Annotated in this window: 20 protein-coding genes and 1 pseudogene; 5 read left to right on the forward strand and 16 right to left on the reverse strand. The window is 60.8% G+C overall.

What is annotated here, in order from left to right; translation table 11 throughout:
* Positions 1 to 49: 49 nt before the first annotated feature.
* Positions 50 to 1,054: a GDP-mannose 4,6-dehydratase gene (locus CIW50_RS22760; protein WP_149533450.1), complete on the reverse strand. Its 1,005-nt coding sequence runs from the start codon at positions 1,052 to 1,054 to the stop codon at positions 50 to 52.
* 51 nt (positions 1,055 to 1,105) lie between these two features.
* A complete protein-coding gene (gmd, locus tag CIW50_RS22765) occupies positions 1,106 to 2,203 on the reverse strand; it encodes a GDP-mannose 4,6-dehydratase (protein ID WP_149533451.1) in 1,098 nt (365 codons plus the stop codon).
* 253 nt (positions 2,204 to 2,456) lie between these two features.
* Between gmd and CIW50_RS22770 the strand changes: the two are divergent.
* The 3 genes and pseudogenes from CIW50_RS22770 to CIW50_RS22780 form a co-directional block, all read left to right on the forward strand.
* Positions 2,457 to 3,651, forward strand: a pseudogene (locus tag CIW50_RS22770) (IS701 family transposase); the annotation flags it as partial.
* A gap of 333 nt (positions 3,652 to 3,984) precedes the next feature.
* The gene (locus tag CIW50_RS22775; protein ID WP_149533452.1) at positions 3,985 to 4,839 is read left to right on the forward strand and encodes an SDR family oxidoreductase; all 855 of its coding nucleotides are present in this window, start codon (positions 3,985 to 3,987) and stop codon (positions 4,837 to 4,839) included.
* A gap of 668 nt (positions 4,840 to 5,507) precedes the next feature.
* On the forward strand, positions 5,508 to 6,668 hold the full coding sequence (locus CIW50_RS22780; protein ID WP_149533529.1) for an AGE family epimerase/isomerase: 1,161 nt from the start codon (positions 5,508 to 5,510) through the stop codon (positions 6,666 to 6,668).
* Positions 6,669 to 6,681: 13 nt separating this feature from the next.
* On the opposite strand, the gene CIW50_RS22785 is transcribed toward CIW50_RS22780, so the two are convergent.
* Together CIW50_RS22785 and CIW50_RS22790 are read right to left on the reverse strand one after the other, a co-directional pair.
* Positions 6,682 to 7,134: a GtrA family protein gene (locus CIW50_RS22785; RefSeq protein ID WP_149533453.1), complete on the reverse strand. Its 453-nt coding sequence runs from the start codon at positions 7,132 to 7,134 to the stop codon at positions 6,682 to 6,684.
* A gap of 91 nt (positions 7,135 to 7,225) precedes the next feature.
* Entirely contained in the window at positions 7,226 to 8,455 is a 1,230-nt protein-coding gene (locus tag CIW50_RS22790) for a phenylacetate--CoA ligase family protein (RefSeq protein ID WP_149533454.1), read from the reverse strand.
* A 73-nt stretch (positions 8,456 to 8,528) separates the two neighbouring features.
* On the opposite strand from CIW50_RS22790, the gene CIW50_RS22795 reads away from it, so the two are divergent.
* The gene (locus tag CIW50_RS22795) at positions 8,529 to 9,155 is read left to right on the forward strand and encodes a TVP38/TMEM64 family protein (RefSeq protein ID WP_149533455.1); all 627 of its coding nucleotides are present in this window, start codon (positions 8,529 to 8,531) and stop codon (positions 9,153 to 9,155) included.
* On the opposite strand, the gene CIW50_RS22800 is transcribed toward CIW50_RS22795, so the two are convergent.
* From CIW50_RS22800 to CIW50_RS22825, 6 genes are all read right to left on the reverse strand, one after another.
* Positions 9,152 to 9,991, reverse strand: coding sequence for an ABC transporter ATP-binding protein (locus CIW50_RS22800; RefSeq protein WP_149533456.1), 840 nt, complete (start codon positions 9,989 to 9,991; stop codon positions 9,152 to 9,154). The two genes, CIW50_RS22795 and CIW50_RS22800, sit on opposite strands and share 4 nt — an antisense overlap.
* A 191-nt stretch (positions 9,992 to 10,182) precedes the next feature.
* Positions 10,183 to 11,463, reverse strand: a complete 1,281-nt coding sequence (locus tag CIW50_RS22805) for an ABC transporter substrate-binding protein (RefSeq protein WP_149533457.1) — start codon at positions 11,461 to 11,463, stop codon at positions 10,183 to 10,185.
* A gap of 55 nt (positions 11,464 to 11,518) precedes the next feature.
* Positions 11,519 to 12,592, reverse strand: coding sequence for a branched-chain amino acid ABC transporter permease (locus tag CIW50_RS22810; protein ID WP_149533458.1), 1,074 nt, complete (start codon positions 12,590 to 12,592; stop codon positions 11,519 to 11,521).
* Positions 12,593 to 12,597: 5 nt separating this feature from the next.
* Positions 12,598 to 13,491, reverse strand: coding sequence for a branched-chain amino acid ABC transporter permease (locus CIW50_RS22815; RefSeq protein WP_149533459.1), 894 nt, complete (start codon positions 13,489 to 13,491; stop codon positions 12,598 to 12,600).
* Between the two features lie 10 nt (positions 13,492 to 13,501).
* Positions 13,502 to 15,433: a long-chain fatty acid--CoA ligase gene (locus CIW50_RS22820; protein ID WP_149533460.1), complete on the reverse strand. Its 1,932-nt coding sequence runs from the start codon at positions 15,431 to 15,433 to the stop codon at positions 13,502 to 13,504.
* Complete coding sequence (locus tag CIW50_RS22825; protein ID WP_120290615.1) at positions 15,430 to 16,251, reverse strand: ABC transporter ATP-binding protein; 822 nt, start codon at positions 16,249 to 16,251, stop codon at positions 15,430 to 15,432. Before CIW50_RS22825 ends, CIW50_RS22820 begins: the two co-directional genes overlap by 4 nt.
* Before the next feature lie 227 nt (positions 16,252 to 16,478).
* Between CIW50_RS22825 and CIW50_RS22830 the strand changes: the two genes are divergently transcribed.
* Positions 16,479 to 17,153, forward strand: coding sequence for a Crp/Fnr family transcriptional regulator (locus tag CIW50_RS22830; RefSeq protein WP_149533461.1), 675 nt, complete (start codon positions 16,479 to 16,481; stop codon positions 17,151 to 17,153).
* Between the two features lie 7 nt (positions 17,154 to 17,160).
* On the opposite strand, the gene CIW50_RS22835 is transcribed toward CIW50_RS22830, so the two are convergent.
* The 6 genes from CIW50_RS22835 to CIW50_RS22860 all read right to left on the reverse strand — a co-directional run bounded on the left by CIW50_RS22835 (position 17,161) and on the right by CIW50_RS22860 (position 24,847).
* Entirely contained in the window at positions 17,161 to 17,856 is a 696-nt protein-coding gene (locus CIW50_RS22835; protein WP_149533462.1) for an ABC transporter ATP-binding protein, read from the reverse strand.
* Entirely contained in the window at positions 17,856 to 18,605 is a 750-nt protein-coding gene (locus tag CIW50_RS22840) for an ABC transporter ATP-binding protein (RefSeq protein ID WP_149533463.1), read from the reverse strand. The genes CIW50_RS22835 and CIW50_RS22840 overlap by 1 nt, the downstream gene beginning before the upstream one ends.
* Complete coding sequence (locus CIW50_RS22845) at positions 18,602 to 19,903, reverse strand: branched-chain amino acid ABC transporter permease (protein WP_149533464.1); 1,302 nt, start codon at positions 19,901 to 19,903, stop codon at positions 18,602 to 18,604. Before CIW50_RS22845 ends, CIW50_RS22840 begins: the two co-directional genes overlap by 4 nt.
* Positions 19,900 to 20,847, reverse strand: coding sequence for a branched-chain amino acid ABC transporter permease (locus CIW50_RS22850; RefSeq protein WP_149533465.1), 948 nt, complete (start codon positions 20,845 to 20,847; stop codon positions 19,900 to 19,902). The genes CIW50_RS22845 and CIW50_RS22850 overlap by 4 nt, the downstream gene beginning before the upstream one ends.
* Before the next feature lie 194 nt (positions 20,848 to 21,041).
* Positions 21,042 to 22,274 (reverse strand): branched-chain amino acid ABC transporter substrate-binding protein, encoded by a 1,233-nt coding sequence (locus CIW50_RS22855; RefSeq protein WP_149533466.1) that lies wholly within the window; start codon positions 22,272 to 22,274, stop codon positions 21,042 to 21,044.
* A 128-nt stretch (positions 22,275 to 22,402) separates the two neighbouring features.
* On the reverse strand, positions 22,403 to 24,847 hold the full coding sequence (locus tag CIW50_RS22860; protein WP_149533467.1) for a CaiB/BaiF CoA-transferase family protein: 2,445 nt from the start codon (positions 24,845 to 24,847) through the stop codon (positions 22,403 to 22,405).
* Positions 24,848 to 24,895 lie beyond the last annotated feature (48 nt).

Raw genomic sequence — 24,895 nt, forward strand, 5'->3', positions numbered from 1 at the left:
ACCGACAATCTGTTCAGTTAACGTTCAGTTGGGTCGATCGAGCCGCGGTCTAGTCCGCCGTGGCCAAGGTGATCGCTTCAATCCGCGACCGTACCATCATCCCAACAAGATCTTCGAACGAGGTCGTTGCGCGCCATCCCAATTGCGTGTGAATCTTGCTAGGATCTGCGCGAGTGTAGCGGTTGTCGGTCTTGCGGATGAGGCCGGGATCGCTGATGACGTGGTTCTGCCAGTCGCGGCCGACAACGCGGAACGCCGTTTCGCAAAATTCCGCGATTGAATGCTGTTCGCCGCTGCCGATGACATAGTCGTCGGGCCGATCACTCCTTACTATCAGCAGCATGGCTTCGATATAATCGCCGGCATAACCGAAATCGCGGCGCACGCTGAGATCACCGAGCATGACCTTTCCGTCCTGCAGGATCGGACGCCCGCGTTCGTCGAGATCGGTGGTTTGCGACAGCCCCAAAGATACGGCCGCAGCGGCATGGGCGATTTTCTGTGACACGAAGCTCAGCGGACGTTTGGGACTCTCATGATTGAATAGGATGCCCGCCGACAAATGAAGATCGTACTGCGACCGATAGGCACCAATAATCCGATGCGCGTATGCTTTCGCGATCGCATAGGGCGACATCGGTTTGAACGGCGTTTCCTCATTTTGCGACGAGTCCTGCGACATCTCACCAAAAATTTCGGATGAGGACGCTTGGAACAGCCGACTGTTGGGACACAACTTGCGCATTAGATCGCATAGCTGTTGAGGCATCACCGCATTGAGCATAGCCGTTTCAAGAGGCTCGTTCCATGAAGCTGCCGGCCGCGAGATCGCCGCGAGGTTAAAAATCTCGTCGGGCCGGACCGACGAGACCAGCCGTTCCATGAAATGATAGTCGGTAGGGTCGCCGATATGCCAATGCACACCTTCTCGTGTCGGCTTGGCCCCGGCGTGGCGGCTCTGCACATGCACGGAATAGTCGTCAGCGAGAAGTTTGTCTACCAGATAGCAGCCGTCCTGGCCCGCGCCTCCAGTCACTAGAGCGCTTTTTTTCATGGGTGATCGGCTCGCAAGACCTGCTTTAAAGTTCGCACGCTTTGACGATCTCTATTCGTTGTAGTTAAAATATTTGAAGCCGTGCTGTTTCACAAGGCTGTCCCGCTTTGCAGTCTTAAGATCCTCGCGCATCATTTCGGAAACGAGATCGGCGAACGGCGTCTTCGGGGTCCAGCCCAGTTTAATGCGCGCCTTGCTTGCATCGCCTAGCAAGGTTTCGACTTCGGCTGGACGGAAATAACGTGGATCGACCTCGACGATGCATTTGCCGCTGGCGGCATCATAGCCCTTCTCGTTCGCCTCGGTTCCTTCCCAACGCACCGCGATGCCGGCTTCCTTTGCGGCCAGCGTGATGAAATCGCGAACCGAATGCTGCACGCCAGTGGCGATGACAAAATCCTCGGGCGTGTCTTGCTGCAGCATCATCCACTGCATCTCGACATAGTCGCGGGCATGGCCCCAGTCGCGGAGGGCGTTGAGATTTCCGAGATAAAGCCGGTCCTGCATACCGAGCTTGATGCGCGCTAACGCGCGGGTGATCTTCCGCGTCACGAAAGTCTCGCCGCGGATCGGGGACTCGTGATTAAAAAGGATTCCATTACAGGCATACAAACCATAGGCTTCGCGGTAGTTGACCGTGATCCAGTACGCATAGAGCTTTGCGACCGCATAGGGCGAGCGCGGATAGAACGGCGTCTTTTCTGTCTGGGGGACCTGCTGCACCAGCCCGTACAACTCGGACGTCGAAGCCTGATAAAAGCGCGATTTCTTTTCCAATCTTAGCGTCCGGATGGCTTCGAGCATGCGCAGCGTGCCGAGCCCGTCAGAGTTTGCGGTATACTCCGGCTCTTCGAACGATACGCCGACATGGCTTTGTGCCGCCAGGTTATAAATCTCGTCCGGTTGCACTTCTTGGACGATTCGGATCAGGCTGGAGGAGTCGGTGAGATCGCCGTAGTGGAGTTTGAAATTGAAGCCCTGGTCATGCGGATCATGATAGAGGTGATCGATACGGTCGGTATTGAATAGAGAGGTCCGGCGCCTGACGCCATGCACCTCATATCCCTTGGCGAGCAATAGCTCAGCCAGATAAGCGCCGTCCTGACCGGTGATGCCGGTAATGAGCGCAACTTTAGCGGTGTTTGTCATGGAGGCGGCTGCTTCAAAATTAGAGACGTCGGATTGCTTTTAAATGTCCCCGTTCGGTAGAGGCATTTGCGAATAATTTCAACTGCCTCTTGTGTCCCAGGCGGTAACGGATGTGCCGGATCAGCTTGTCATTGCAATAGTGGCGATCGTTCGACGGGCTCTTTTGGTGAGGGGCCGCTTCAAGGCCTGATATTTGAGCACTTTGGCAGATTTTAGAGTTGATCGGGGGCAGGATTGCCGAACCAGGTTTTCAATGATCATGGGTGGCCGGCTTCTTGGAGGGCTGACCATGGTGGACACGACGCTGAGGTGGGAAGATGAACTTGGACGCTGGCTCGAGCCGTTCCGGGATCGTTTAGGTCACAAGGCCGGCGGTGGATGTGTCCACTATATATTTCGGGACGGATTGGACCGGGTCATCGCAGGAGCGTCCAGCTAATGGCGGCGCGGTTGACGCCGAACGACTATGACCGATTGCACCATTTCATCGCTGATGGCGTCTGGCACGCGGCGCCGTTGGAAGCAGAAATGCTCGTCCAGGCCGACTGGCTTGTCGGCGGCAAATCGACGATACATCGATGCCGAAGAAGGGCGATCGCTCGGTTGCCGTAGCTCCTCAATATGTATCAACTCTCGGTAAGACGGCGAATTGCCAGACGTTGGTGTCGCTGACGCTTGCGCGCGGTGAGGTGCCGCTAGGTCTCCTTATTCCGGAGAGTTGGACGAGCGATCCGGTATGTCTGAAGCGTGCCGGCGTTCCAATCGAGCATCGCACGGTGCGGTCCAAGCCAGGGATCGCACTGGCTGAGGTCGATCGCGCGATCGCGCCGTTGTTCGCCTCGGCTGTGTGCTGGCGGATGCGGGATACGGATCGAGCGCGCCGTTCCGTCATGCTCTGAGCGAACGTGGCCTCTTGTGGGCAGTCGGCACGTCGCGACTCCAGAAAGTCTTCCGAGCGATGTCATCACGATCTTTCCGACGGAGAAAGCCCGTTAGCTGCGCAAACACCATATCCCGGATATGTCACCAGTTTCAGCCGAGACAATGCTGGTCGGCGTAAAGTGGCGGAGATCAACTGGCGCTGGGGCACGAAAGGCCCGCTGTCATGCCTTTTTGCTGCACGGTGCGTCCGCATCGCGGGCGCCCCAAGCACCGTGTTCGATAACGGTGTCGAGCGTGTGCCTGGCGATTAAGTTTGGATCCTAGGCGAACGACGATCGAGCTCTGAGCAGAAGTACTTCATCTCGAATTTGTCCGCTGACGCTTCGCTTAAGACGCTGGCAGCTGCCGTCAAGGCGCGGTGGATCTGTGAATAAGCGCGTCAGCAATTGAATGAAAAGCTCAGGCTCGACCATTTTGAAGGCAGGTCGTGGGCCGGGTTACACCGACATGCCTTAATGACAATGAGCGCCTGGGTCTTCCTTCAACCCCTCCGCCTTACGGCAGCGGCGGTCCCACCGCCACAACCCAACATAAGGTCATCAGAGAAGCCATCCTCGACCTTTTCATGCGGCCTCCATCCCTACGATGTACGCACTGTAAGAGGCTGCTCGCAGATCGCCTTCAGTAAAATCTGCCAAAGTAGTGCTAGTTCTCAGAAGCGAGGTTTTTCCACTATTCTGAAACGGTCTCAGCCCTATTGCTGCAAGTTGGATGAAATGGTACTTATCGTGACGCTCGGGAACAGCTCCGACGTTGGCCCGCATTTAAACGATTCATCGACCTTAATCGGTCCGGTTCAACCGCAATCGTGAATCGCGACCCGTATTCATTCGGATGACATGAGACAGAGCCTCGTTGTTGGAGCCACGGGGATTGTTGGCGGGTATATTCTGCAACATCTCGTCCGCATGGGCGAATGCCCGTTTGCGCTGTCCCGATCACCGCGTGAGTGCACGGCGAAACAGGTCTGGTTCCAGGGAGAGATGTCCTCGCTCCACAGCCTTAAACTGCCACCTTTCGAAACACTCTATTGCACGGCAAATATTGGCCCACTCCCTAAGGCCTTGCGTGCGCTCCATGATACGTCGCTGAAAAGGGTTGTTGTTTTTACCTCCACTAGCATCCTCACTAAGATCGACTCGGAAATCGAAACGGAGCGAACGATGCTTCGGCAGCTCGCGACGGCCGAACAGGAATTGATCGCGACCTGCCGAGAGCTTGGGATCGGCTGGACCATCCTTCGCCCCACGTTGATCTACGCCGAAGGCCGCGATGCCAACATCACGCGCTTGGCACGCTTCATTAGCCGTTACGGCTTCGTTCCATTGGCCGGAAGCGGAATAGGATTGCGGCAGCCGGTGCATGCAGAAGATCTAGCGATTGGCGCTCTGGCTGCCGCGGGGAGTGCCAACGCGATCGACAAGATCTACTCGCTACCCGGAACCGAGGTGTTGCCCTATCGCGAAATGGTCGGCCGGATTTTCGATGGTATGAAACGGCCGCGCCGCGTTTTCGCCGTGTCGCCCTTCCTCTGGCGAGCGGCTTTTGCGATTGCCCATCCGCTGCTGCCTAATGCGAATGCGGCGATGGGAATGCGCATGAACAAGGATATGGTTTTCGACGCCGGGCCCGCGGTGCAAGACTTCGGCTGGAACCCGAGGGCGTTTTATCCGCGGTTCGACTTGCCGCTTTAGCGGTCTACCATTCGTCGCCGATGTAAACCGGAGCGGCACGTACCATCGATTTGTATCGTATCGGGGTCGTGAAACATTCGGTATGGATCATCAGAGCGAACGAGGCTAAAAATACCTTCGAATTTGAAACGGTTGCGGTGGAATTTGTAGAATAAACCGGTACGCGCGACGGGCGTTATCTAATCACAAGCGCGCGTGAAAAAAATACTCACCGTTCGCTGAGCGTTAGTGGGCTTTCGCTGAACGAAAGCGAAACGTCGGATAAGCATTTTGTGAAATCGGGATCGACAGCACAAACATTTACTCGGTTCGAAAATTGGAATCTCGCTGGATGGGCGTGACCGTGCCGTCGCGCTTATGCACGCAGGTGATGTGGCGCCGAAATCGGCAAAACAGGTGCCGCACACGATGCTGACATAGCTGGTGCCGACATGGGTCGGCGCCGATCATCGCGATACGCGATTAAGAACCTCTGGGGAAGCTCGGATAAGCGAAGTTAGAGAAGAGGATAATACTTGTCTTCTCAAAAAAAACGCGTTGAAATTGTCGGTAACGAATGATTTCAACCCGACTGACAGGCGATACCGCCAGATTCTATGAAGTGGACGGTTGCACGTGGTATGAGGTGAGGTCAAATGTACCCAGCAACAAATATCCCGGGTGACCCGATGACCAAAGAAGGCTGCGCCGTGCGAAGGGACAGGGAGGACTCTCACGACATCGTCGGGACGCTGAAGGTCCTGATGGTGGATCATGCGCTGCCACTATGGGCGGAACGCGGCTGGGACCGGTCGAACGGCGGGTTCGTCGAACGGCTAGATCGCGACGGTCATGCCGATCTGGCCACGCCGCGCCGGGTCCGTGTCCAAGCCCGCCAGATCTACTGTTTCGCCAAGGCTGCGCAGCTCGGCTGGTACCCGCAGGGCGCCGACATTGCCCGCAAGGGTCTCAACTACATGCTGGCCAAGGCGAAGGTGCCGGATGGCAAGCCGGGCTTCGTGCATATTCTCGCGCCCGATGGTTCGGTGCTGAACCCGCTGCGTGACACCTATGACCATGCTTTCGTCCTACTGGCACTGGCGACGGTCTATCAGCTGGATCGCGATGCAAAGGTGCGCGCCGAGATCGGCGAATTGATGCAGTTCATCGATACGCAACTGCGCTCACCAGACGGCGGTTATCTCGAGGGCGTGCCGGCTTCGATGCCGCGGCGGCAGAATCCGCAGATGCATCTGCTGGAGGCCTTCATCGCGGGTTTTGACGCGACCCATGATCAGGCGTTTCAGGCGCGGGCCGGCGATCTGTTCGGTCTGTTCTCGTCGAATCTGTTCGATGCAAAGAAGGGCGTGCTCGGCGAATATTTCGAACAGGACTGGTCGCGGATCGAGCCGGTCAGCGTCGAGCCCGGCCATCAGGCCGAATGGGTGTGGCTGCTCAAGGGCTTCGAACGCATCACCGGCTGCCCGACCGGCAAGCAGCGCGCAACGTTGCTCGAATCCGCGCTGCGCTATCGCGACGCCACCGGCTGTCTGGTCGACGAAGGCGACGCTCAGGGCAATATCGTCAAGGCAACACGGCGCTGCTGGCCGCAGACCGAGATCATCAAGGCCTTTGTCGCGCAGGCGGAGTCAGGCGTCGACGGCGCGGCCGACGAGGCACGCGCGGCGCTGATGCGGCTGGACAGATATTATTTGCAGCATCCCGTCAAAGGCAGCTGGTACGATCAGTTCGACGGTGAGGGACGCTCGCTAGTCGATACGATCCCGGCGTCGTCCTTCTATCACATTCTATGCGCGGTCGCCGAAGCCGAACGGGTGCTCGGCGCCTGACTGCGTGTGCGATCTAGCGGATGGCTTCGTTCGGATCGGCCGGCTTGGTCCGAAACACCACAAAATGCGACATCGTGAAATTTACGATGAAGCTGACCAAAATGGCCAGAAGCTTGGCGGCATAGACCGGCATGAAATGCGACAACACCACGAGCGTGGTGGTGGTCGCGATCACGCCTAATACACCGGAGGCGACGAAGCTGAGATAATCCTTCCATCGCAGTACGCGGCCGGATTCGGCGCGGAACGTGATCATGGTGTTCATCACGTAGGAACACGATACGGCCACCAGCCACGCCATGACATTGGCGGGCACCAGCGGCAGCTTCAGCACCTGATAGGCGAGGGTGAAGACGGCGAGATCGATGAGGGTGTTGCCGAGGCCGATCACGCCGAAGCTGATCATCTTCGACACGGTGGGGCGCGACAGCCAAGTCTCGACAATTTGTGGTAAAATCAATCTCACGGCAGCAGACGTCCTCGATCTGGCCGGCTGCATAGCAGGATCGTCCGGGGAAGTCCGGCTTTTTATGATGCGCCGCGGGAGTCCTGCGCGGTCAGTTCCCGCGCTCGTCCGCGATGATCTTGCCGTCATTGGGCAGGGAGGCCGGCGCCACCAGCTCTACGGTCCCACCGAGCTTGCTGACGGCCCTGAGCGTGGCCGTGACGGCCTCCTGCAGCCCGGGGCTGTCCGGCGCTGCCGCTTCTGCTTTCAGCACCATGGCGTCATTTTCACCGTCCCTGGACACCACCAGCCGTAGCCGGCCGAGTTCCGGGTGCCGCTTGCCGATTTCGGCAACCTGTTCGGGCCGCACGAACATGCCCTTGACCTTGGTGGCCTGGTCGGCGCGGCCCATCCAGCCCCGGATGCGCATATTGCTCCGGCCGCAGGTGCTGTGGCCGGGCAGGGCGGCAGTCAGGTCGCCCAGAGCCAGCCGGATCCACGGGTGGTGCGGATCCAGCGACGTCACCACGATCTCGCCGACATCGCCCTCAGCCACGGGCTCGCCGGTGCCGGGGGTCACTATTTCCAGGATCAGGTCCTCATTGACGATCAGGCCATCGCGGGCGGTGCTCTCATAGGCGATGAAACCAAGATCTGCTGTGGCGAAGGCCTGATAGGCCTCGACACCGCGCGAGGCGATCTCGACCTGCAGCGATGGCGGGAAGGCAGCGCCGGATACCATGGCGCGCTTGATAGACGAGACGTCGCGATTGGCGGCCTTGCCGGCATCGAGCAGAATCTTCAGGAAATCCGACGTGCCACTATAGGCTGATGGACGATAGGCCTCGATCAATTCGAGTTGTTGTTCGGTATTGCCGGGACCCGCAGGGATCACGGCGCAGCCGAGCGCCCGCGCAGCGCCGTCGAAGATGAAGCCGCCGGGGGTCAGGTGATAGCTGAAAGTATTCAGCACCACGTCGCCCGCGCGGAAACCTGCGGCATAGAGCGCCCGCGCGCCGCGCCAGGGATCGGCCTGTTTCGACTCCGGCTCGAAGATGGGCCCCGGCGAGGTGAACAACCGGCCGAACGAGCCGGTCGCACCTGATACGAAACCGCCGAACGGTGGGCTGGCCTTGTGCAGGACCGGCAGGTCGGATTTGCGTAGCACCGGCAGTTGCGCCAGCGCCGCGCGGCTGACGATCGCAGCGGGATCGATGCCCTTGAGATGCTCCGCATAGGCGGGCGCCTGCATCGCGTGGCGCAGCACATCCGGCAGGCGCGAGAACAGATTGGCCTGGCGCTGCGACGGATCGCAATTTTCGAGTGTGTCGAAGTGGCGCATCTGGGTGTGTCCTGGTCGTTTGGCGTCGTCGCGGTTGTTCCGCTAGGCTGTGGCATCGTGCCAGTGGGAAATCATGTCGTCAGAACGTATCGTCCAGTGGCTCGAAAGCTGCGGCCAGCTTGATTTGCCCGCTGCAGGGATGCTCGCCGCGCTGATCGTCATGGCGTCCTTCGTGCCGGTGCCGCGAACCTTCATCGTGCTCGGTGCCGGCGCTGCATTCGGCTTGCGCTCTCTGGTCATCATCGTGCCTGTCGCCACGGCGGCCTCCGTTCTGGCCTTCATGCTGTCGCGCTCGGTTTTGCGCGGTTGGGTGGAGCGGCAGACCGCCAAACGCGCAGCCTGGCGATTGATTGCCCAGGCGGTCGATGACGAGGGCTGGCGCATCGTCGCGCTGATGCGGTTCGGTGGACCATTGCCCAATTCGGCGCAGAGCTATCTGTTCGGTTTGACAAATATCGGATTGCTCCCGTTCGCCCTGATCACCTTCGTGTTCACGCTGCCGCAGATCGTGCTCTACGCTTATCTCGGTGCGTCCGGGCGCGCGCTGCTGCTGGACGACGGACCGATGCCGCTCAATCGCATGCTGATCGCGATGGCGCTGGTCACCGCACTGGTTATCCTCCTGCTCGTGTCGCGCCGCATTCGCATGATCCTGGCCCGGAAAACGGGCATCGCCGCGTGCGGGGCTGTCAGCGGCTAGAGCCATCGCTTGCGCCGCTTGAAGCTTTTCAGGTTCTTGAAGCTCTTGCGCTGGTCGCCGGCGCCGCCGAGATAGAACTCCTTCACGTCCTCGTTGTCGCGCAGCTCGTCGGCGGTGCCGTCGAGCACCACCTTGCCCTGTTCCATGATATAGCCGTGGCTCGCGACGGAGAGAGCGGCACGTGCGTTCTGCTCCACCAGCAGAATGGTGACGCCGAGATCGCGGTTGATTTTCTTGATGATGGCGAAGACCTCCTTCACCAGCAGCGGCGACAGGCCCATGGACGGTTCGTCCATCAGGATCATCTTCGGCCGCGCCATCAGCGCGCGCCCGATCGCCAGCATCTGTTGCTCACCGCCCGAGAGATAGCCGGCCAAGCCTGTTCTTTCCTTCAGCCGCGGAAAGTAATCGTAGACCATGTCGATATCGGTGGAGACCTCGTTGTCCCTGCGCGTGAAGGCGCCGAGCCGCAGGTTCTCCAGTGACGTCATGTCGGACACGATCCGACGGCCTTCCATTACCTGGAAGATGCCGCGGCGAACGATCTTGTCGGGATCAATACCGTCGATTCGTTCACTGTCGAACAGGATCTCGCCGCGCGTAACTTCGCCGTCTTCTGTTTTTAACAGACCGGAGATCGCTTTCAGCGTCGTCGATTTGCCTGCGCCATTGGCGCCGAGCAACGCGACGATGGCACCCTTCGGCACCTCCATGCTCAGGCCGCGCAGCACGAGGATCACGTCGTCATAGACGACCTCGATGTTGCGGATGTCGAGCAGCGGGGCGGTGGCTGGCGCTGTTGAAACTTGTGCGCTGGTGTCGATAGCTGTCTGCATCAATGACGCTCCTGAGATCGGCTGGTGCTAACCTCCCCGCTTGCGGGGAGAGGTCGACCCGGCGTAGCGCAGCGAAGCCGGGCGGGTGAGGGGGACTCTCTACGTGCTCCAAGCCTGCGGAGGTTCACCCCTGATCCGTCGCGGACCGCGTCCGCGCCACCTTCTCCCCGCAGGCAGGGAGAAGGTAAGGACTACCACCCATGCCATTCCGGCTTGCGCGGCAGCTCCACCGTCTTGACCTTCTCGAGCTTGATCGTGCCCTTGGCCATCAGGTCATTGAGATCGCCATCGGTCGCGCCTGAGACCTTCGAGCGATACAGATCGACTTTCGTAGTCGGGCGGTGATCCTTGTCGGTCCAGGTCGAGGGATTGCAGACGCCTTCCATGCCGGCCGGTACCCAATCTTTCTTCTGGTAGAAGCCCTTGGCGACGTTCTCGCCGGTAGCGCCGCCGTTCTTCGCGGCCCAGTCGAGCGCTTCCTTCATGTAGAGCGAGGTGCAGACCGCCGCGATGTAGTGCACCGGGCGATAGATCTTGCCCGACGGGTCGGAGATCTTGGAAATCTCCATGATCGTCTTCATGCCGGGCGCGTTGCCGCCCCAGCTCACCGCCGTGCGCAGCGGGAAGATCACGCCGTCGGCAGCATCGCCGGCGGCCTTTGCGGCATTCTCGTCCATGCCCCATACATTGCTCATGAACTGCACGTCGACGCCGGCGGCCTTGCAGGCCTTCATCACCGAGATGTTCGAGGCTGCGGTGTTGCCCAAGTAAGCGTAATTAGCACCGGCGCTCTTCAGGCTGAGGCACTGTGCGGAGTAATCGCCGGGCGCGAGTGCGAAGACCAATGGCGGCAGCACTTCAAAGCCGAGTTCGGCAGCGAGCGCTTCACCTGCGGCCTTGGGCGCGTTGGGGTAGGGATGGTTGGCGCCCATATGGACATATTTCGGCTTGCCCGACTTGCCCTTAGACTTCCAGTCTTCTGCTGCCCAAGTCAGCTCTGCGCGCAGCGCGTCTGAATAGGACGGGCCATAGAAGAAGTTATACGGCGCAGGCTTCGCCTTGCCGCCGGCACCGGTGGGATCGGTCAGCGCCGCCGAGTACGAGCCCGAGATATCCGGGATCTTGTCCTGTGCGAGGAAGCCGGTGAGCGCTTCGGTATCAGCCGTGCCCCAGCCCATGATCGCCGCGACCTTGTCGGAACCCGACCACTTCTTGTACAGCGCGATCGCGCGCGGCACCTGATAGCCATAGTCGTTGCTGTCGAGATTGACCTGCTTGCCGCCGACGCCGCCGTTCTTGTTGATCCAGGCATAGGTGTCGACCACGCCCTGGCCATAGGGTGTGCCGACGTCGGACGTGCCGCCGGAATAATCGGCGAGATGGCCGACGGCGATCTGCGCCTGCGCACTGGCGGACGCGCCCGCGATAAGAAGGGCAATGGACGCGGACGCAAGATATGATTTCATCGTCATGAGCATTCTCCCGTTGGATTTTATATTTTATCGTTTCGTCTAGTCCGTCCCGTTCTCAATGTGAGAACGGGTAGAGTTTCCAGTAGGTCTTGATCTGCCGCCAGCGATGAGCGAGCCCGTCAGGCTCGAACACCAGAAACGCGATAATGATGAGGCCGATGGCAATCTCGCGCAGGAAGGTGAGATTGTTGTTGAGCTGCAGCGCACGGTCGATGGCGCTGCCTTTCAACTCCGCTGAGATCCACTCCATGCTCTCCGGCAGCAGCACCACGAAGGCGGTGCCCATCAGCGTGCCCATGATGGAACCGGTGCCGCCGATGATGACCATCGCCAGAAAGAGAATCGAGCGCTCGATGCCGAAGCCTTCATTGGAAACCACAAGCTGGTAATGCGCGTAAAGTGCGCCGGCGATGCCTGCGAAGAATGCCGCGAGGCCAAATGACAGCGTCCGATATTTCGTGAGGTTGATGCCCATGATCTCGGCGGAGAGATAATGGTCGCGCACCGCCACCAGCGCGCGGCCGTCGCGCGAGCGCATCAGATTGGTGACCAGCAGATAGCTCACGACGACATAGGCCAGCACCACGTAGAAATAATGCCGGTCGCCGCGCAACTCATAGCCGAAGATCGAGAACGGTTTGGCCATCGCCGGCACCGAGCCGCCGGAGAACCATTCGGCGCGCGAGAAGAAGTCGAGCAGGATGTATTGCGCGGCTAGCGTCGCGATGACGAGGTAAAGGCCCTTCAGCCGCGCCGCCGGCAGGCCGAAGATGAGACCGACCATGGCGGTTACGAGCCCCGCCAGTGGGATGGCGAAAAACACCGGGATTGCTGTCTTGTTGGAAATATAGGCCGATGTGAAAGCGCCGAACAGGAAGAACGCGGCATGGCCGATGGAGATCTGGCCGGTAAAGCCGACCAGGATGTTGAGCCCCAACGCCGCGATGCCGTAGATGCCGATCACGATCAGCTGGCTGAGCCAGTATTCGCTGAGCAGTTGCGGCGCGAAGCAGATCAGCACCACGCCGAGGATCGCGGCGTTGCGGCTGGTCTTGGTCGGAAAAATGGTGGTGTCGACCGCATAAGAACTGCGGAAGTCGCCGGCAGGAATGAGGGAGGGGCTGGCCATGATGCTTATACCCGCTCGATGTCTTTGGTGCCGAACAGGCCGTAAGGCTTGATCATGAGGATGATGATGAGCACGTAAAACGGGGCGACTTCATAGAGATTGCCCCAGTGCAGATATTCGCTGTCGATGAACTGCGCGAAGTTTTCCAGCAATCCAATGATGATGCCGCCGACCACGGCGCCGCCGATGGAGTCGAGGCCGCCGAGGATCACGGCGGGGAACACCTTGATGCCGTAGATCGACAGGCCGGATGAGACGCCGTTGACCACAGCAACCACCACGCCGGCGACAGCGGACACCATCGCCGAGATCGCCCAGGCCATGGCGAACACGGTTTTCACGGAGATGCCGAGTGACTGCGCCACCTGCTGGTTGAAGGCGGTGGCGCGCATCGCCAGACCCCATTTCGAGACCTTGAAGAACCACGCCATGCCGATCATCATCGCGACCGACACGACGAGGCTCATCACATAGACGGTCTGGATCTGCAGGCCGGCAAAGTTGACCGACTGGCTGGTGAAGACGCGAGGGAACGGCTGCGGGCTGACGCCATAGATCCACTTCAGCGCTGCCTGGAATACGGTGGACAGTGCGATGGTCACCATGATCACCGAGATGACCGGCTCGCCGACCATCGGTCGCAGGATCACCACTTGGATGAGGATGCCGAAGGCGAACATGAACACCAGCGTCATCGGCATGCCGAGCCAAAACGGGACCTGATATTTGGTCAGCAGCGTCCAGCACACCCAGGCGCCGATCAGCAGCAATTCGCCTTGGGCGAAATTCACGACCTGCGTCGCCTTGTAGATCAGCACGAATGACATCGCGACAACGCCATACAACGTGCCGACCACGAGGCCATTGACGAGAAGCTGGAGGAGGAACTGCGTGTTCATGCTTGCGGTCTCATTCGGCAGCCTGCATGCGCGCGCCATCTCGCGCCATGTCCACCACAACCAATCTCGTTCGGATCCGCTGGGAGCTGCCGTCCTGGAAGCGGATGGTCGTGTCGACCGGGATATCCCGTGCCCCGCCATAGATGCCGTCGATGATATCGGCGTATTTCTCGTTGATGACGCTGCGGCGGACCTTTCGCGTCCGGGTCAGCTCGCCGTCATCGGCGTCGAGCTCCTTGTAGAGCAGCAGGAACTTGGCGATCCGCTGGGCCGGCGGCAGTGTGGCATTCACCGTCTCGACTTCCTTCCGGATCATCTCGTAAACCTCCGGCCGTGAGGAGAGGTCGGTATAGGTCGTGAACGAGATGCGTTTCTTCTCAGCCCATTTCGAGATGATCGAAAAGCGAATGCAGATCATCGCCGCAAGCGCGTCGCGGTTGTCGCCGAGCACCACGGTCTCGGCGATATAGGGTGAGAACTTCAGCTTGTTCTCGATATATTGCGGGGAGAAGCGCTCGCCGCGCGCGGTCTGCGCCAGATCCTTGATGCGGTCGATGACGACGAGCTGCTTGTTATCATTGAAATAGCCGGCATCTCCAGAATGCATCCAGCCGTCGCGCAGGTCGGCGGCGGACGCCTCCGGCGACTTGTAGTAGCCAAGAAACATATTGGGGTGCCTGACCACGATCTCGCCGACGCCCTGCACATCGGGATCGCGGATTTCGATCTTGATGTTGTCGCCCATCGCGATGCCGGTGGTGTCGGGATCGACGGCGCCGGGCTCGTGCAGCGTGAAAGCGCCGAGCGTTTCGGTCTGGCCATACAGCGTGCGCAGCGGCACGCCCATGGCGCGGAAGAACTTGAACGTATCGGGGCCGAGCGCTGCGCCGCCGGTGGCGGCCGAACGCAGTCGCGTGAAGCCGAGGCGATCGCGCAGCGCGCGGAACAGCAGAGTATCTGCAACGGCAGACCGCTTGCCGTTGGCGAGCGCGGAGAGGCCCGACTTCATGCCGAGCTCATACAGGCTCTGCTTCAGCGGCGATGAATCCATTACCCGGGCACGCACATCGGCCGCGATGCCTTCCCAGACGCGCGGCGCGAACAGCACGAAGGTGGGCGCGATCTCGCGAAAATCGTTCATCATGGTGTCGGCCTGCTCGACGAAGTTGACCTTCATCCGGCTCAGGAGGCCTTTGCCGAGCGCGTAGACCTGCTCCATGATCCAGGGCAGCGGCAGCACCGAGACATATTCGTCATCCGGTCCCTTGGGATCGAAGGAGAGATACACGGCGCAGTGGCCGAGCACGCGGCCTGCGGCGAGCATCGCGAGCTTGGGATGTGACGTGGTGCCGGAGGTGGTGCAGAGGATAGAGACGTCCTCGCCCTTGGTCGCATCCACCAGTTGATCGTAGAGGCCCGGCTCGCGCGCCGCGCGGTCGCGGCCCATCTGGGCGAGCCTGTCAGCCTCTAACAGCCGCGGGTCGTCATATTTCCGCATGCCGCGCGGGTCGCTGTAGACGATGTGCTTCAGCGCCGGCACACGGTCAGCGAGGGTGAGCAGCTTGTCGACTTGTTCTTCATCCTCGGCGAATACGATCTTCGCTTCGCCGTAGTTCAGCAGATAGGCGGCTTCCTCATCGAGCATGTCGCGATAGAGACCGAGGCTCATCCCGCCGATGGCATGCGCGGCGATCTCGGCAGCGACCCAGTCGGGCCGATTGTCGCCGATAATGCCGATGACGTCGCCGCGGGCGATGCCGAGCTCGACCATGCCGAGCGTGAAATCCTTCACCCGTGCATGGTAATCCTTCCAGGTGAACTCCCGCCACAGGCCGAAATCCTTCTCGCGCAGCGCGATCTCTTGGCCATGTTCTTTGGCGTTGAGGCGCAACAGCTTCGGATAGGTATCTGCCTGCTTGACGCGGCCGGCATAGTCCATCATGCGGCACTCTCCGCAGCGATAGGCGCATGGTCGGGATCGACGAGGGCTTCGTCTTCTTCACCAAGATAGGCGCGCTTGACGTGTGGATCGGCCAGCACGGCAGCGGGATCGCCCTCGGCGATCTTGCGGCCGAAGTCCAGCACCATCACGCGATGGGAGATGTCCATCACGACGCCCATGTCGTGTTCGATCATCATCACCGTCATCCCGTATTCTTCGTTGAGATCGACGATATAGCGCGCCATGTCCTCCTTCTCCTCGAAGTTCATGCCGGCCATCGGCTCGTCGAGGAGGATAAGATTCGGCTCCAGCGCCATCGCGCGGGCGAGTTCGACGCGTTTGCGGAGACCATAGGGAAGAGTGCCGGCGGTCGCCTTGCGCACGCTCTGCAGATCGAGGAAGTCGATGATCTCCTCGACCTTGCGGCGATGCTCCAGCTCTTCCTTGCGCGCGCCGGTCAGCCAGTACAGCGAGCCGGTGAGGAAGTTGTTCTTCAAGAGGTGATGGCGCCCGACCATGATGTTGTCGAGCACGCTCATATGATGAAACAGCGCGAGGTTCTGGAAGGTGCGGCCGATGCCGAGACCGGGGCGGGCGTTGGGATTGAGCCCGGTGATGTCCGTGCCGTGATAGAACAGCTGGCCTTCGGTTGGGCGGTAGCGACCGGAGATGCAGTTGACGATGGAGGTCTTGCCGGCACCGTTCGGCCCGATGATCGAGAACAGCTCGCCGTCATTGACAGCGAAGCTCACATCGGTGAGCGCGCGAACGCCACCAAAGCGCAGTGATACCCCGCGCACGTCCAGAGCAACCGCCACTCAAATCCTCCCAGATACGGCGCTTGTCGCGCTCTTTATCCACGTTCCTCGGATAGTCCCGAGCCTATATCGCCCGGTCACGCTAAGCCATTCTACTAATGACCTTTCGCGGTGGTCTTCCCTACGTCAAATCGGTATCCTGAAATGTCTCGCGGCGGACAATCTGCCTGCCAATTTGTCGCGCGGGCGTTCTTTTGCGGCGCAACATTCGAAGTGAAGCCGGACCTATGATTGCTGCAGATCATCTCAAGCGCATCGCGGCCTGGGCGCGGGACCTGAACGAGAAGGAGATCGAGGTCGCGCGCGCGGGCATCGTCGAGAAGTCGTTCAAGGCGAATGAATTCGTCTGCATGCGCGGTGACCAGTTCGAATACTGGACCGGCGTGGTCAGTGGTCTGGCGAAGATCGGCACCATTTCGCGCAGTGGCAAGGAGGTCAGCATCACCGGCCTGACGGCGGGCGCGTGGTTCGGCGAGGGCAGCGTGCTGAAGAACGAACCGCGACGTTACGACATTGTCCCGCTACGCGACTCCAAGCTCGCATTCATGGAGCGCTCAGCATTTATGTGGCTGTTCGAGAACAGTGTCGGCTTCAACCGCTTTCTGGTCTCGCTGTTGAACGAACGGCTCGGTCAGTTCATCGCTCTGACTGAATATGGCCGCAGGCTCGATGCCACCGGGCGTCTCGCGCGCTGCATTGCCTCGCTCTTCAACCCGATCCTCTATCGTGACGCGACCCGCCATCTGGAGATCACCCAGGAAGAGCTCGGTGCCATCACCGGAATTTCGCGCCAGAAGGCTAACCAATGCCTGCAGACCCTGGAGAAGGAGGGGCTGCTGCGCCTGGAATATGGCGGCGTGACGGTGGTCGATCTTGAAAGGCTGGGCAGCTACGGCGATTGAGCGACGCTCAGACTTCCAGCCATTCCCTGCGCACAGCGTCATTGGCCTTGAGTTCGGCGGGCGTGCCTTCGAATACGATGCGGCCGTGGCCCATCACGTAGACCCGGTGCGAGATGCGTAGCGCGATCGACAGCTTCTGCTCGACCAGCAGGATTGCGACGCCGCGCCGCGCGATCTCCGCTATGAGGTCGCCGACCTGCTGGACGATGATCGGCGCGAGGCCTTCGGTGGGCTCGTCGATCATCACCAGTTCGGGATCGCCCATCAGCGTCCGGCAGATCGTCAGCATCTGCTTCTCGCCGCCCGACATCACGCCCGCCGCCGTGTCGGCGCGCGCCGCGAGGTTCGGAAACATGTCGAGCATGTCGTCGAGCTTCCACTGGCCCGGCTTGCGGGGATCCTTGATGCCCAGCATCAGGTTCTGTCGCACCGTCAGGCCCGGAAAGATATCGCGATGCTCGGGCACATAGCCGAGGCCGAGATGCGCGATCTTGAAGCTCGGCAGGCCAGCGATGTCCTTGCCCTTGAACTTGATCGAGCCATGCGGAGGCACTTCGCCCATGATCGCCTTGACGGTGGTCGAGCGGCCGACGCCGTTGCGGCCGAGCAGCGAGACCACTTCGCCGACATCGATATGCAGGTCGACGCCCTGCAGGATGTGGCTCTTGCCGTAATAGGCGTGCAGGTCCTGAACTTGGAGCATCACGCCACTTCCTCGCCGAGATAGGCTTCCTTGACCTTGGGATTGCCGCGGATTTCCTCCGGCGTCCCGGAGGCGATGATCTGGCCGTAGACCAGAACTGAGATGCGGTCTGCGAGGCCGAACACCACGCTCATGTCGTGTTCGACGATCAGGAGCGTTCGCCCCTCGGTCAGCCGCCGGATCAGTGCCACGGCACGCTCGGTCTCGGCGTGACTCATCCCGGCCGTGGGCTCGTCCAGCAGGATAACATCAGCGCCGCCCGCAATGGTGATGCCGATTTCGAGCGCGCGTTGTTCGGCATAGGTCAGAAGGCCGGCGGGCACGTCGCGGCGTGAGACGAGGTTGATATCCTGCAGGATCTGCGCGGTGCGGTCGCGCACCTCGGGCAGGTTGTCGACATTCTTCCAGAACGCATAACGATGGCCGGTGGCCCATAAGACTGCGCAGCGCAGGTTCTCCCACACGGTCATCTTGGCGAATACATTGGTGACCTGGAACGAGCGCGACAGTCCGCGGCGATTGATCTGGAACGGCGGCAGGCCGGAGATCACCTCATCGCGCAGCAGGATGCTGCCGACTGACGGCTTCATGTAGCCGCTGATGAGATTGAACAGCGTCGATTTGCCGGCGCCGTTGGGGCCGATCAGCGCATGGCGTTCGCCTTGAGCCACCGAGAGATTGACGTTGCGGATCACGGAGGTGATGCCGAAGGTCTTTTCGACGCCGCGCAGTTCGATGGCGGTGCTCATGCGGCCACTCCCTTCTCGCGCGCGGCCGTGAGGGCGTCGTCCCAGCTCGCTGCGACCCGTGCCCATGTCTTGCGCGCGATGATGAAGCCGCCGATCAGAAGCACGCCGGCTACGGCCCAGATCGCAGGGTTTGCCGCATCGAACGGGACGCCGAAGGCCTTGATGTGGGAATCCTCATTGGGATTGACGGTGTAGTGGACGATGGTTTCGATCGCCAGCATCAGGCCGGTGACCATGGCCAGCGTCGGTATGAACGCGAGGAGATAGCTCGGCAGCACGCGGCTGAGCGTGCCGCCTTTCAACAGCGGACGATGCATCATCAGCAAGCCCGTAATACCGCCGGGTGCGAACATCACGACGGCGATGAAGATCAGGCCGAAATAGAGCTGCCAAACCTGGGTGAGATCGGAAAGCCCGAGAGACAGCAGTGTGACGAAGATGGCGCCGACGATCGGGCCGATGAAAAAGCCGACGCCGCCGATATAGGTGGCGAATAACACGGTGCCGGATTGTACGGCGCCGAGATAGGCGGAATTGGCGATCTCGAAATTGATCGCGGCCAGCGCGCCGGCAATACCTGCGAACAGACCGGAGAAGCAGAAGGCGATGTAGCGGATGATGTGCGGATCGTAGCCGACGAACTGCACGCGTTCCGGATTGTCGCGCACGGCGTTGCACATGCGCCCGAGAGGTGTGCGGGTGAGCGCATACATCGCGATGACGGCGATCAGCGTCCAGGCTGCGACCAGATAGTAGATCTGGATCTGCGGACCGAAGCTCCAGTCAAACAGGCGCAATACCTTGGTGCGGTTGGCAGAGACGCCGGCCTCGCCGCCGAAGAAGGTGCGCAGGATCAGCGCTGACGACGCCACGAGTTCTGCGACACCGAGCGAAATCATCGCAAAGGCCGTTCCGGAACGCCGCGTCGACACCCAGCCGAGCAGCATGGCGAACAGCAATCCGGCAGCGCCGCCCACCAGCGGCACCAGCGGCAGCGGGATTGCAAACTTGTTCTTGGCGATGATGTTGATGGCGTGGATCGCGAGGAAGCCGCCGAGGCCGTAATAGACCGCGTGGCCGAAGGACAGCATGCCGGTCTGGCCGAGCAGGATATTGTAGGACAGCGAGAAGATGATCGAGATGCCGATCAGGCTGAAAGTGGTCAGCGATCCGCCCGACGAGAATAGCTTCGGCAGCACCAGCAGCACCAGGGCCGTGGCGATCCAGATGCCGTAGAATTTCAGCCGGTCGGACGCGGCAGGGCGCGGCGGCGCGATGGTTGCGGTTGCGTCGCTCATGTGTCGCGTGTTCCCAGAAGGCCCATCGGGCGGAATATCAGGATCAGCACCAGCAGCAGATAGGGCATGATGGGCGCGATCTGGGCGATGGTGACGTTCCAGATGTCGGACAGCCATGTAGCGGCGTAGTCAGGGCTCAGCGGGCCGAAAGCGCCGGCCAATGAGCCGTCCATTGAGACCGCGAAAGTCTGGATCAGGCCGATCAGCAACGAGGCGATAAATGCGCCGGGCAACGAGCCGAGGCCGCCGACCACAACGACCACGAACAGGATCGGCCCCAGTAGACCGGCCATATTGGACTGCGTGACAAGGGCAGGGCCTGCGATCACACCGGCGACGGCGGCGAGTGCGGTGCCGACGCCGAATACCAGCATGAAGATGCGCCCGACATTGTGGCCGAGATGGCCGACCATATGCGGATGGGTCAGCGCTGCCTGTACGATAAGGCCGATCCGTGTACGCTTCAGCACCAGCAGCAGCCCGATGAAGATGATGACCGACACCAGCAGCATGAACATCTTGAAGGCGGGGTAGTTGGTGGAGAAGATCGTGAAGGCTGGGAAGTCGAGCAGCGGCGGCACGCGAAAATCCACCGGGCTCTTGCCCCAGATGATCTGCACGATCTCTTCAATCGCGAAGGCAAGCCCGAAGGTGAACAGCAGTTCGGCAACGTGACCGTTCTTGTGCACCTGGCGCAGGCCGAAGCGCTCGACCAGTGCGCCGAGGCCGCCGGCCAAGAGCGGTGCGATGATCAGCGCCGGCCAGAAGCCGAACCAGCGCGAGATCTGGAAGCCGAAGAAAGCACCGAGCATGTAGAAGCTGGCATGGGCGAAATTCAGCACGCCGAGCATGCTGAAGATCACCGTCAGGCCGGAAGCCATCAGGAACAGCAGCATGCCGAACAGGATGCCGTTCAGCGTAGATATGACGATGAGTTCGAGCACAAAGGACCTCGGGACGTATTCGATGGGGCGCGTGCAGATCCGCTGTCATGGCCGGGCTGAAGCGCGAAGCGGGACTTCGCTGGATGACCCGGCCATCCATCTTTTCGATTGCGCCGCTTTAGATGGATGCCCGGGTCAAGCCCGGGCCTGACGGAGTTTCAACAACGCCGTCCCATCTCATCGCAGCCGGGGCCTTACGGCCGTTCCATCTTGCAGGTGGTCGGCAGCATCGTGTCCTTGGTGTCGACCTTCGCGGCGAGCTTCCAGCCCCAGCCGGTGTTTTCCTCGTCGAACGGCTCCTTTTCGGTGCGTTCGCCGAAGGACGAGATGTAAATGGGCTGGAAGAACTGGTGGTCGTCCTTGCGCATGACGCCATCGCCGCCGTTGAAGACCTCGAACTTCGCATCTTCCAGCGCCTGCGCGACCTTCACCGGCTCAAGCGATTTCGCCTTCTCGGCAGCGGCTGCGAACATCCGCATTTCGTTCACTGCGCGCGGATACCACAGGCTAAGATTGACCTTGGCGCGGAAGGTCTTTTCGAAGTCCGCCGACGTCTTGTGGTCGATATTGGCGAAGCCTTCCGTGATCTGGAAAACCTGATGGTTGAGACCCGTCTGCTTGATGGCGGTCGGGCCGCCGGCACCGCCGGCATAATAGGTGTACCAGTTGACCTTCAGGCCGGCATCAGCCGCAGCCTTCAGCAGCAGCGCGATGTCCTGGCCCCAGTTGCCGGTGACGACGCTGTCGGCGCCCGACGCCTTGATCTTCGCGATATAGGGCGCGAAGTCGGTGATCTTGAGCAGCGGATGCAGCTCGTCGCCGACGATCTCAACATCAGCGCGTTTGGTTTTGAGCATAGCGCGCGCCTGCGTGCGCACCGACTGACCAAAAGAATAGTCCTGATTGATCAAGTACACTTTCTTGATGCTCGGCGTGGTCTTCATGTAGTTGGTCAGCGCCTCCATCTTGATGTCGGAGCTCGCGTCCCAGCGGAAATGATAGAAGCTGCACTTCTCGTTGGTGAGGACCGGATCGACGGCAGCATAGTTGAAGTACAGGACTTCTTTGCCCGGATTGCGTTCGTTGTATTTGGTGACGAAGTCGGTCAGCGCGCCGGCGACGGACGAGCCGTTGCCCTGGGTGAGGTAGCGCACGCCACTGTCAATCGCCTTCTGCGCCTGGATCAGGCTCTCCTGCGGATTGGTCTTGTTGTCGAGCGGGACAATTTCGACCTTCTTGCCGAGGATGCCGCCCTTGGCATTCAATTCTTCGGCCAGGAACTGGAAGGTCTTCAGTCCGCCTTCGCCGACGCTGGCGCCGCCGCCGGACAACGGATCGATGTAACCGATCTTGACAGTTTCCTGCGCCATCGCCGTACCGCCGAGCATCGGCAGTGCGATGGACGCAATGAGGGCTAGTTTGCGCATGGTGTTTCTCCCTGAAAGTATTTGTGCGGGCCGTTGTCGCGACACCGAATCTTTTGATCCATCCGTCGCTGGCCTTATGCCGGGAGTGTGAGCCATGGCCGCCGAAGCTGCAAGCCTCACTTGCAGCCTCACTTGGTCGTAGGTGCGGCCTTCGCCTTCTTGGATATCGCAGCGTCGCCAATGATTTCCGCGGCGCGCAATTCGTCGATTTCAGTGGCGCTGAGGCCGAGGACGTGGCGCAGGACTTCCTCATTATGCTGGCCAAGCGTCGGCGCCAGCCGGGTGATCGGGTAGGGCAGCCTGGCACTGCCTTCGCGATAGGCAACGGAGGGCAGCAGGTGCGGGCCCATGAAGACCTTCGTCACCGGCTGCCAGTGACCGACCGCGAGCAGATGCGGATCGCCGGCCAGATCCAGCGGCAGTCGCGCAGTACCGGCCGGCACGCCGGCGTCCTGCAGCGTCACCATCGCGAGGTCAGGCCGCACAGTCGTCGTCCAATGCCGGATCGCGACCTCGATACGGTCTTCTTCGGCGCGGCGGCCTTCGGCTGTGGCAAGTGCCGGGTCTTCGGCCAGGTCCGCGCGATGCATGACCTTGCACAGCGCCTGCCATTCGTCGTCGCTGCGCACGGCAATGGTGATCCACTGGTCTTCGCCGAGACATGGAAAGCAACCGTTCGGTACAAAGCGCGGGTGCCGGTTGCCGATGCGCGGGCCGGATTTGCCGGTGGCGGACTGTTCGATGACGGATGGCGCCACCAGCGGCAGCAGGGCTTCCGTCGCACTGAGGTCTATGTGCTGGCCGAGGCCGGTATTCTTCTGATGCATGAAGCCGAGCATCAATGCTGCCGCGGCGCTGACGCCGCCAAAGGGATCGCCGAGTGCCGCATGCAGCATGGTCGGCGGATCGCCTTCGCGGCCGGTGACGGAGGGCAGGCCGGAGGCTTGTTCGAGTGTCGAGCCATAGGCGCGTACGCCGCTCCATGGTCCGCTCATGCCGAAAGCCGGCATGGTCACGACAACGAGACGCGGATTGATCTTGTGCATCGCTGCGGCGTCGAGACCCATGCGGGGCAGCACATCGGCGGCATAGTTGTCGATCGCCGCATCGGCGTCGGCGAGCAACTGCTTGAGCAGCTCCTTGCCGCGGGGATTGGTAAGATCCAGCGTGATGCCGCGCTTGTTGCGGTTCATCTGCTGAAACCAGTAGATTTTCTCGTAGGTGCGTTCCGGAAAATAAGGCCCACGAGGGTCGGTGCCGCGAAACCAGTCGGGATACTGGCACGACTCGACCTTGATGACGTCGGCGCCGAGATCGCCCATCTGCCGTGTTGCCGATGGCCCGGCCCAGCCCATAGTGAGATCGATAATCCGCAGCCCCTTCAGCGGTTGCGGATCATCCGGCGTCGCCTGCCGTGTCGCCATGCGCTGATGCGCGGGCAGGGCGTCGATCGTGTCATCGCCCGCAAACGGCGCGCGGCCGTTCGGCTTCGGCCGAGAACCAGTCAGCGTTTGCGGCAGCACCGGCGCATCGAATGACGCCGTCCCGAGCTCGACTTTTGCGAATGCACCGCGATCGCGGTAGTATTGCTGCTTCAGCAGGGTCTCCATATCCGGCACGACGGCGAGCGGAAGCCGCAGTTCGATGCCCATCTCGAACCATTCGTGTGCGCTCCTGTGCATCAGGATCGGCTGGAAGATATCGAAAAGCGCCTTGGAATTGTTGGTGCGTGCGAGGCCGTCGTTGAACTGCTGCTCTGTCTCCAGTTCCGGAAGGCCGAGCATCACGCAGAATGCGGCCCATTGCGCCGGCGTCACGACAGTGATGCCGAGCCAGCCGTCTTTGGTCGGGAAATTGCCGACGGGATAGCCGCGGCCGAACCGGTTGATAGCCATGCGCGGCCGCGTGAAGCCGACTTCCAGCGCGAGTCCTGTGTCGAATTCGCTGATCTGCAGCATCGCCTCATGCGCGCTGACAGCAAAGCGCCGCGCGCCGTTGGCGCGACCATACATGCCGGCCAGGGTCGGAATGAAAGCGGTAAGGCCCGCCATGACGGCGATCTGGCCGTCGCGCGGCAGCACGGGCGGGCCTTCCTGCGCACCGACCAGCTTCACGCTTCCGGACAGGCTGCGGCAGACGGAGTCCGTTGCATGATAGTTGCTGTAGAGCCCATGTTCGCCGAACCATGAGATCGCGGTGATGGCGAGGCCGGGTTGCTCCTTGCGCAGATCGTCATGCGTCAGGAGTGAGTTCGGAATCTCCGAAGGCGCGCGCGCGTCGATCATTAGGTCGCATGTCGCAAGCAATGCGCGGACACGCGCGACATCATCGGCATTCGCAAGATCGGCGATGACACTACGCTTGTTGGTATTCAGCCAGGCGAAATATCCGCTCTCGCGGCGGCCATCGCCGGCATCGACGAGCGGCGGATATTGCCGCGCAGGATCGCCGCCCGGCGGTTCGATCTTGATGACTTCTGCGCCGAAATCCGAAAACAGTTTGCCGCAGTAATCCAGCGTGTCGCCCGAACCGATTTCCGCGACACGCAAATCCGACAATGGCAAGTTTGGCATTTCCGCCCGATCATTTTTTTATGTGTTCGGGCATCATGTCGAGATGTG

It is taken from the genome of Tardiphaga sp. P9-11 (genome assembly GCF_008329525.1).
Lineage (GTDB): Bacteria > Pseudomonadota > Alphaproteobacteria > Rhizobiales > Xanthobacteraceae > Tardiphaga.

Coding starts and splice junctions, on each gene's coding strand:
- CIW50_RS22760 (WP_149533450.1), bottom strand. CDS start 1,054: ATGAAAAAAAGCGCTCTAGTGACTGGAGGCGCGGGCCAGGACGGCTGC.
- gmd (WP_149533451.1), bottom strand. CDS start 2,203: ATGACAAACACCGCTAAAGTTGCGCTCATTACCGGCATCACCGGTCAG.
- CIW50_RS22775 (WP_149533452.1), top strand. CDS start 3,985: ATGAGACAGAGCCTCGTTGTTGGAGCCACGGGGATTGTTGGCGGGTAT.
- CIW50_RS22780 (WP_149533529.1), top strand. CDS start 5,508: ATGACCAAAGAAGGCTGCGCCGTGCGAAGGGACAGGGAGGACTCTCAC.
- CIW50_RS22790 (WP_149533454.1), bottom strand. CDS start 8,455: ATGCGCCACTTCGACACACTCGAAAATTGCGATCCGTCGCAGCGCCAG.
- CIW50_RS22795 (WP_149533455.1), top strand. CDS start 8,529: ATGTCGTCAGAACGTATCGTCCAGTGGCTCGAAAGCTGCGGCCAGCTT.
- CIW50_RS22800 (WP_149533456.1), bottom strand. CDS start 9,991: ATGCAGACAGCTATCGACACCAGCGCACAAGTTTCAACAGCGCCAGCC.
- CIW50_RS22805 (WP_149533457.1), bottom strand. CDS start 11,463: ATGACGATGAAATCATATCTTGCGTCCGCGTCCATTGCCCTTCTTATC.
- CIW50_RS22810 (WP_149533458.1), bottom strand. CDS start 12,592: ATGGCCAGCCCCTCCCTCATTCCTGCCGGCGACTTCCGCAGTTCTTAT.
- CIW50_RS22815 (WP_149533459.1), bottom strand. CDS start 13,491: ATGAACACGCAGTTCCTCCTCCAGCTTCTCGTCAATGGCCTCGTGGTC.
- CIW50_RS22820 (WP_149533460.1), bottom strand. CDS start 15,433: ATGATGGACTATGCCGGCCGCGTCAAGCAGGCAGATACCTATCCGAAG.
- CIW50_RS22830 (WP_149533461.1), top strand. CDS start 16,479: ATGATTGCTGCAGATCATCTCAAGCGCATCGCGGCCTGGGCGCGGGAC.
- CIW50_RS22835 (WP_149533462.1), bottom strand. CDS start 17,856: ATGCTCCAAGTTCAGGACCTGCACGCCTATTACGGCAAGAGCCACATC.
- CIW50_RS22840 (WP_149533463.1), bottom strand. CDS start 18,605: ATGAGCACCGCCATCGAACTGCGCGGCGTCGAAAAGACCTTCGGCATC.
- CIW50_RS22845 (WP_149533464.1), bottom strand. CDS start 19,903: ATGAGCGACGCAACCGCAACCATCGCGCCGCCGCGCCCTGCCGCGTCC.
- CIW50_RS22855 (WP_149533466.1), bottom strand. CDS start 22,274: ATGCGCAAACTAGCCCTCATTGCGTCCATCGCACTGCCGATGCTCGGC.
- CIW50_RS22860 (WP_149533467.1), bottom strand. CDS start 24,847: ATGCCAAACTTGCCATTGTCGGATTTGCGTGTCGCGGAAATCGGTTCG.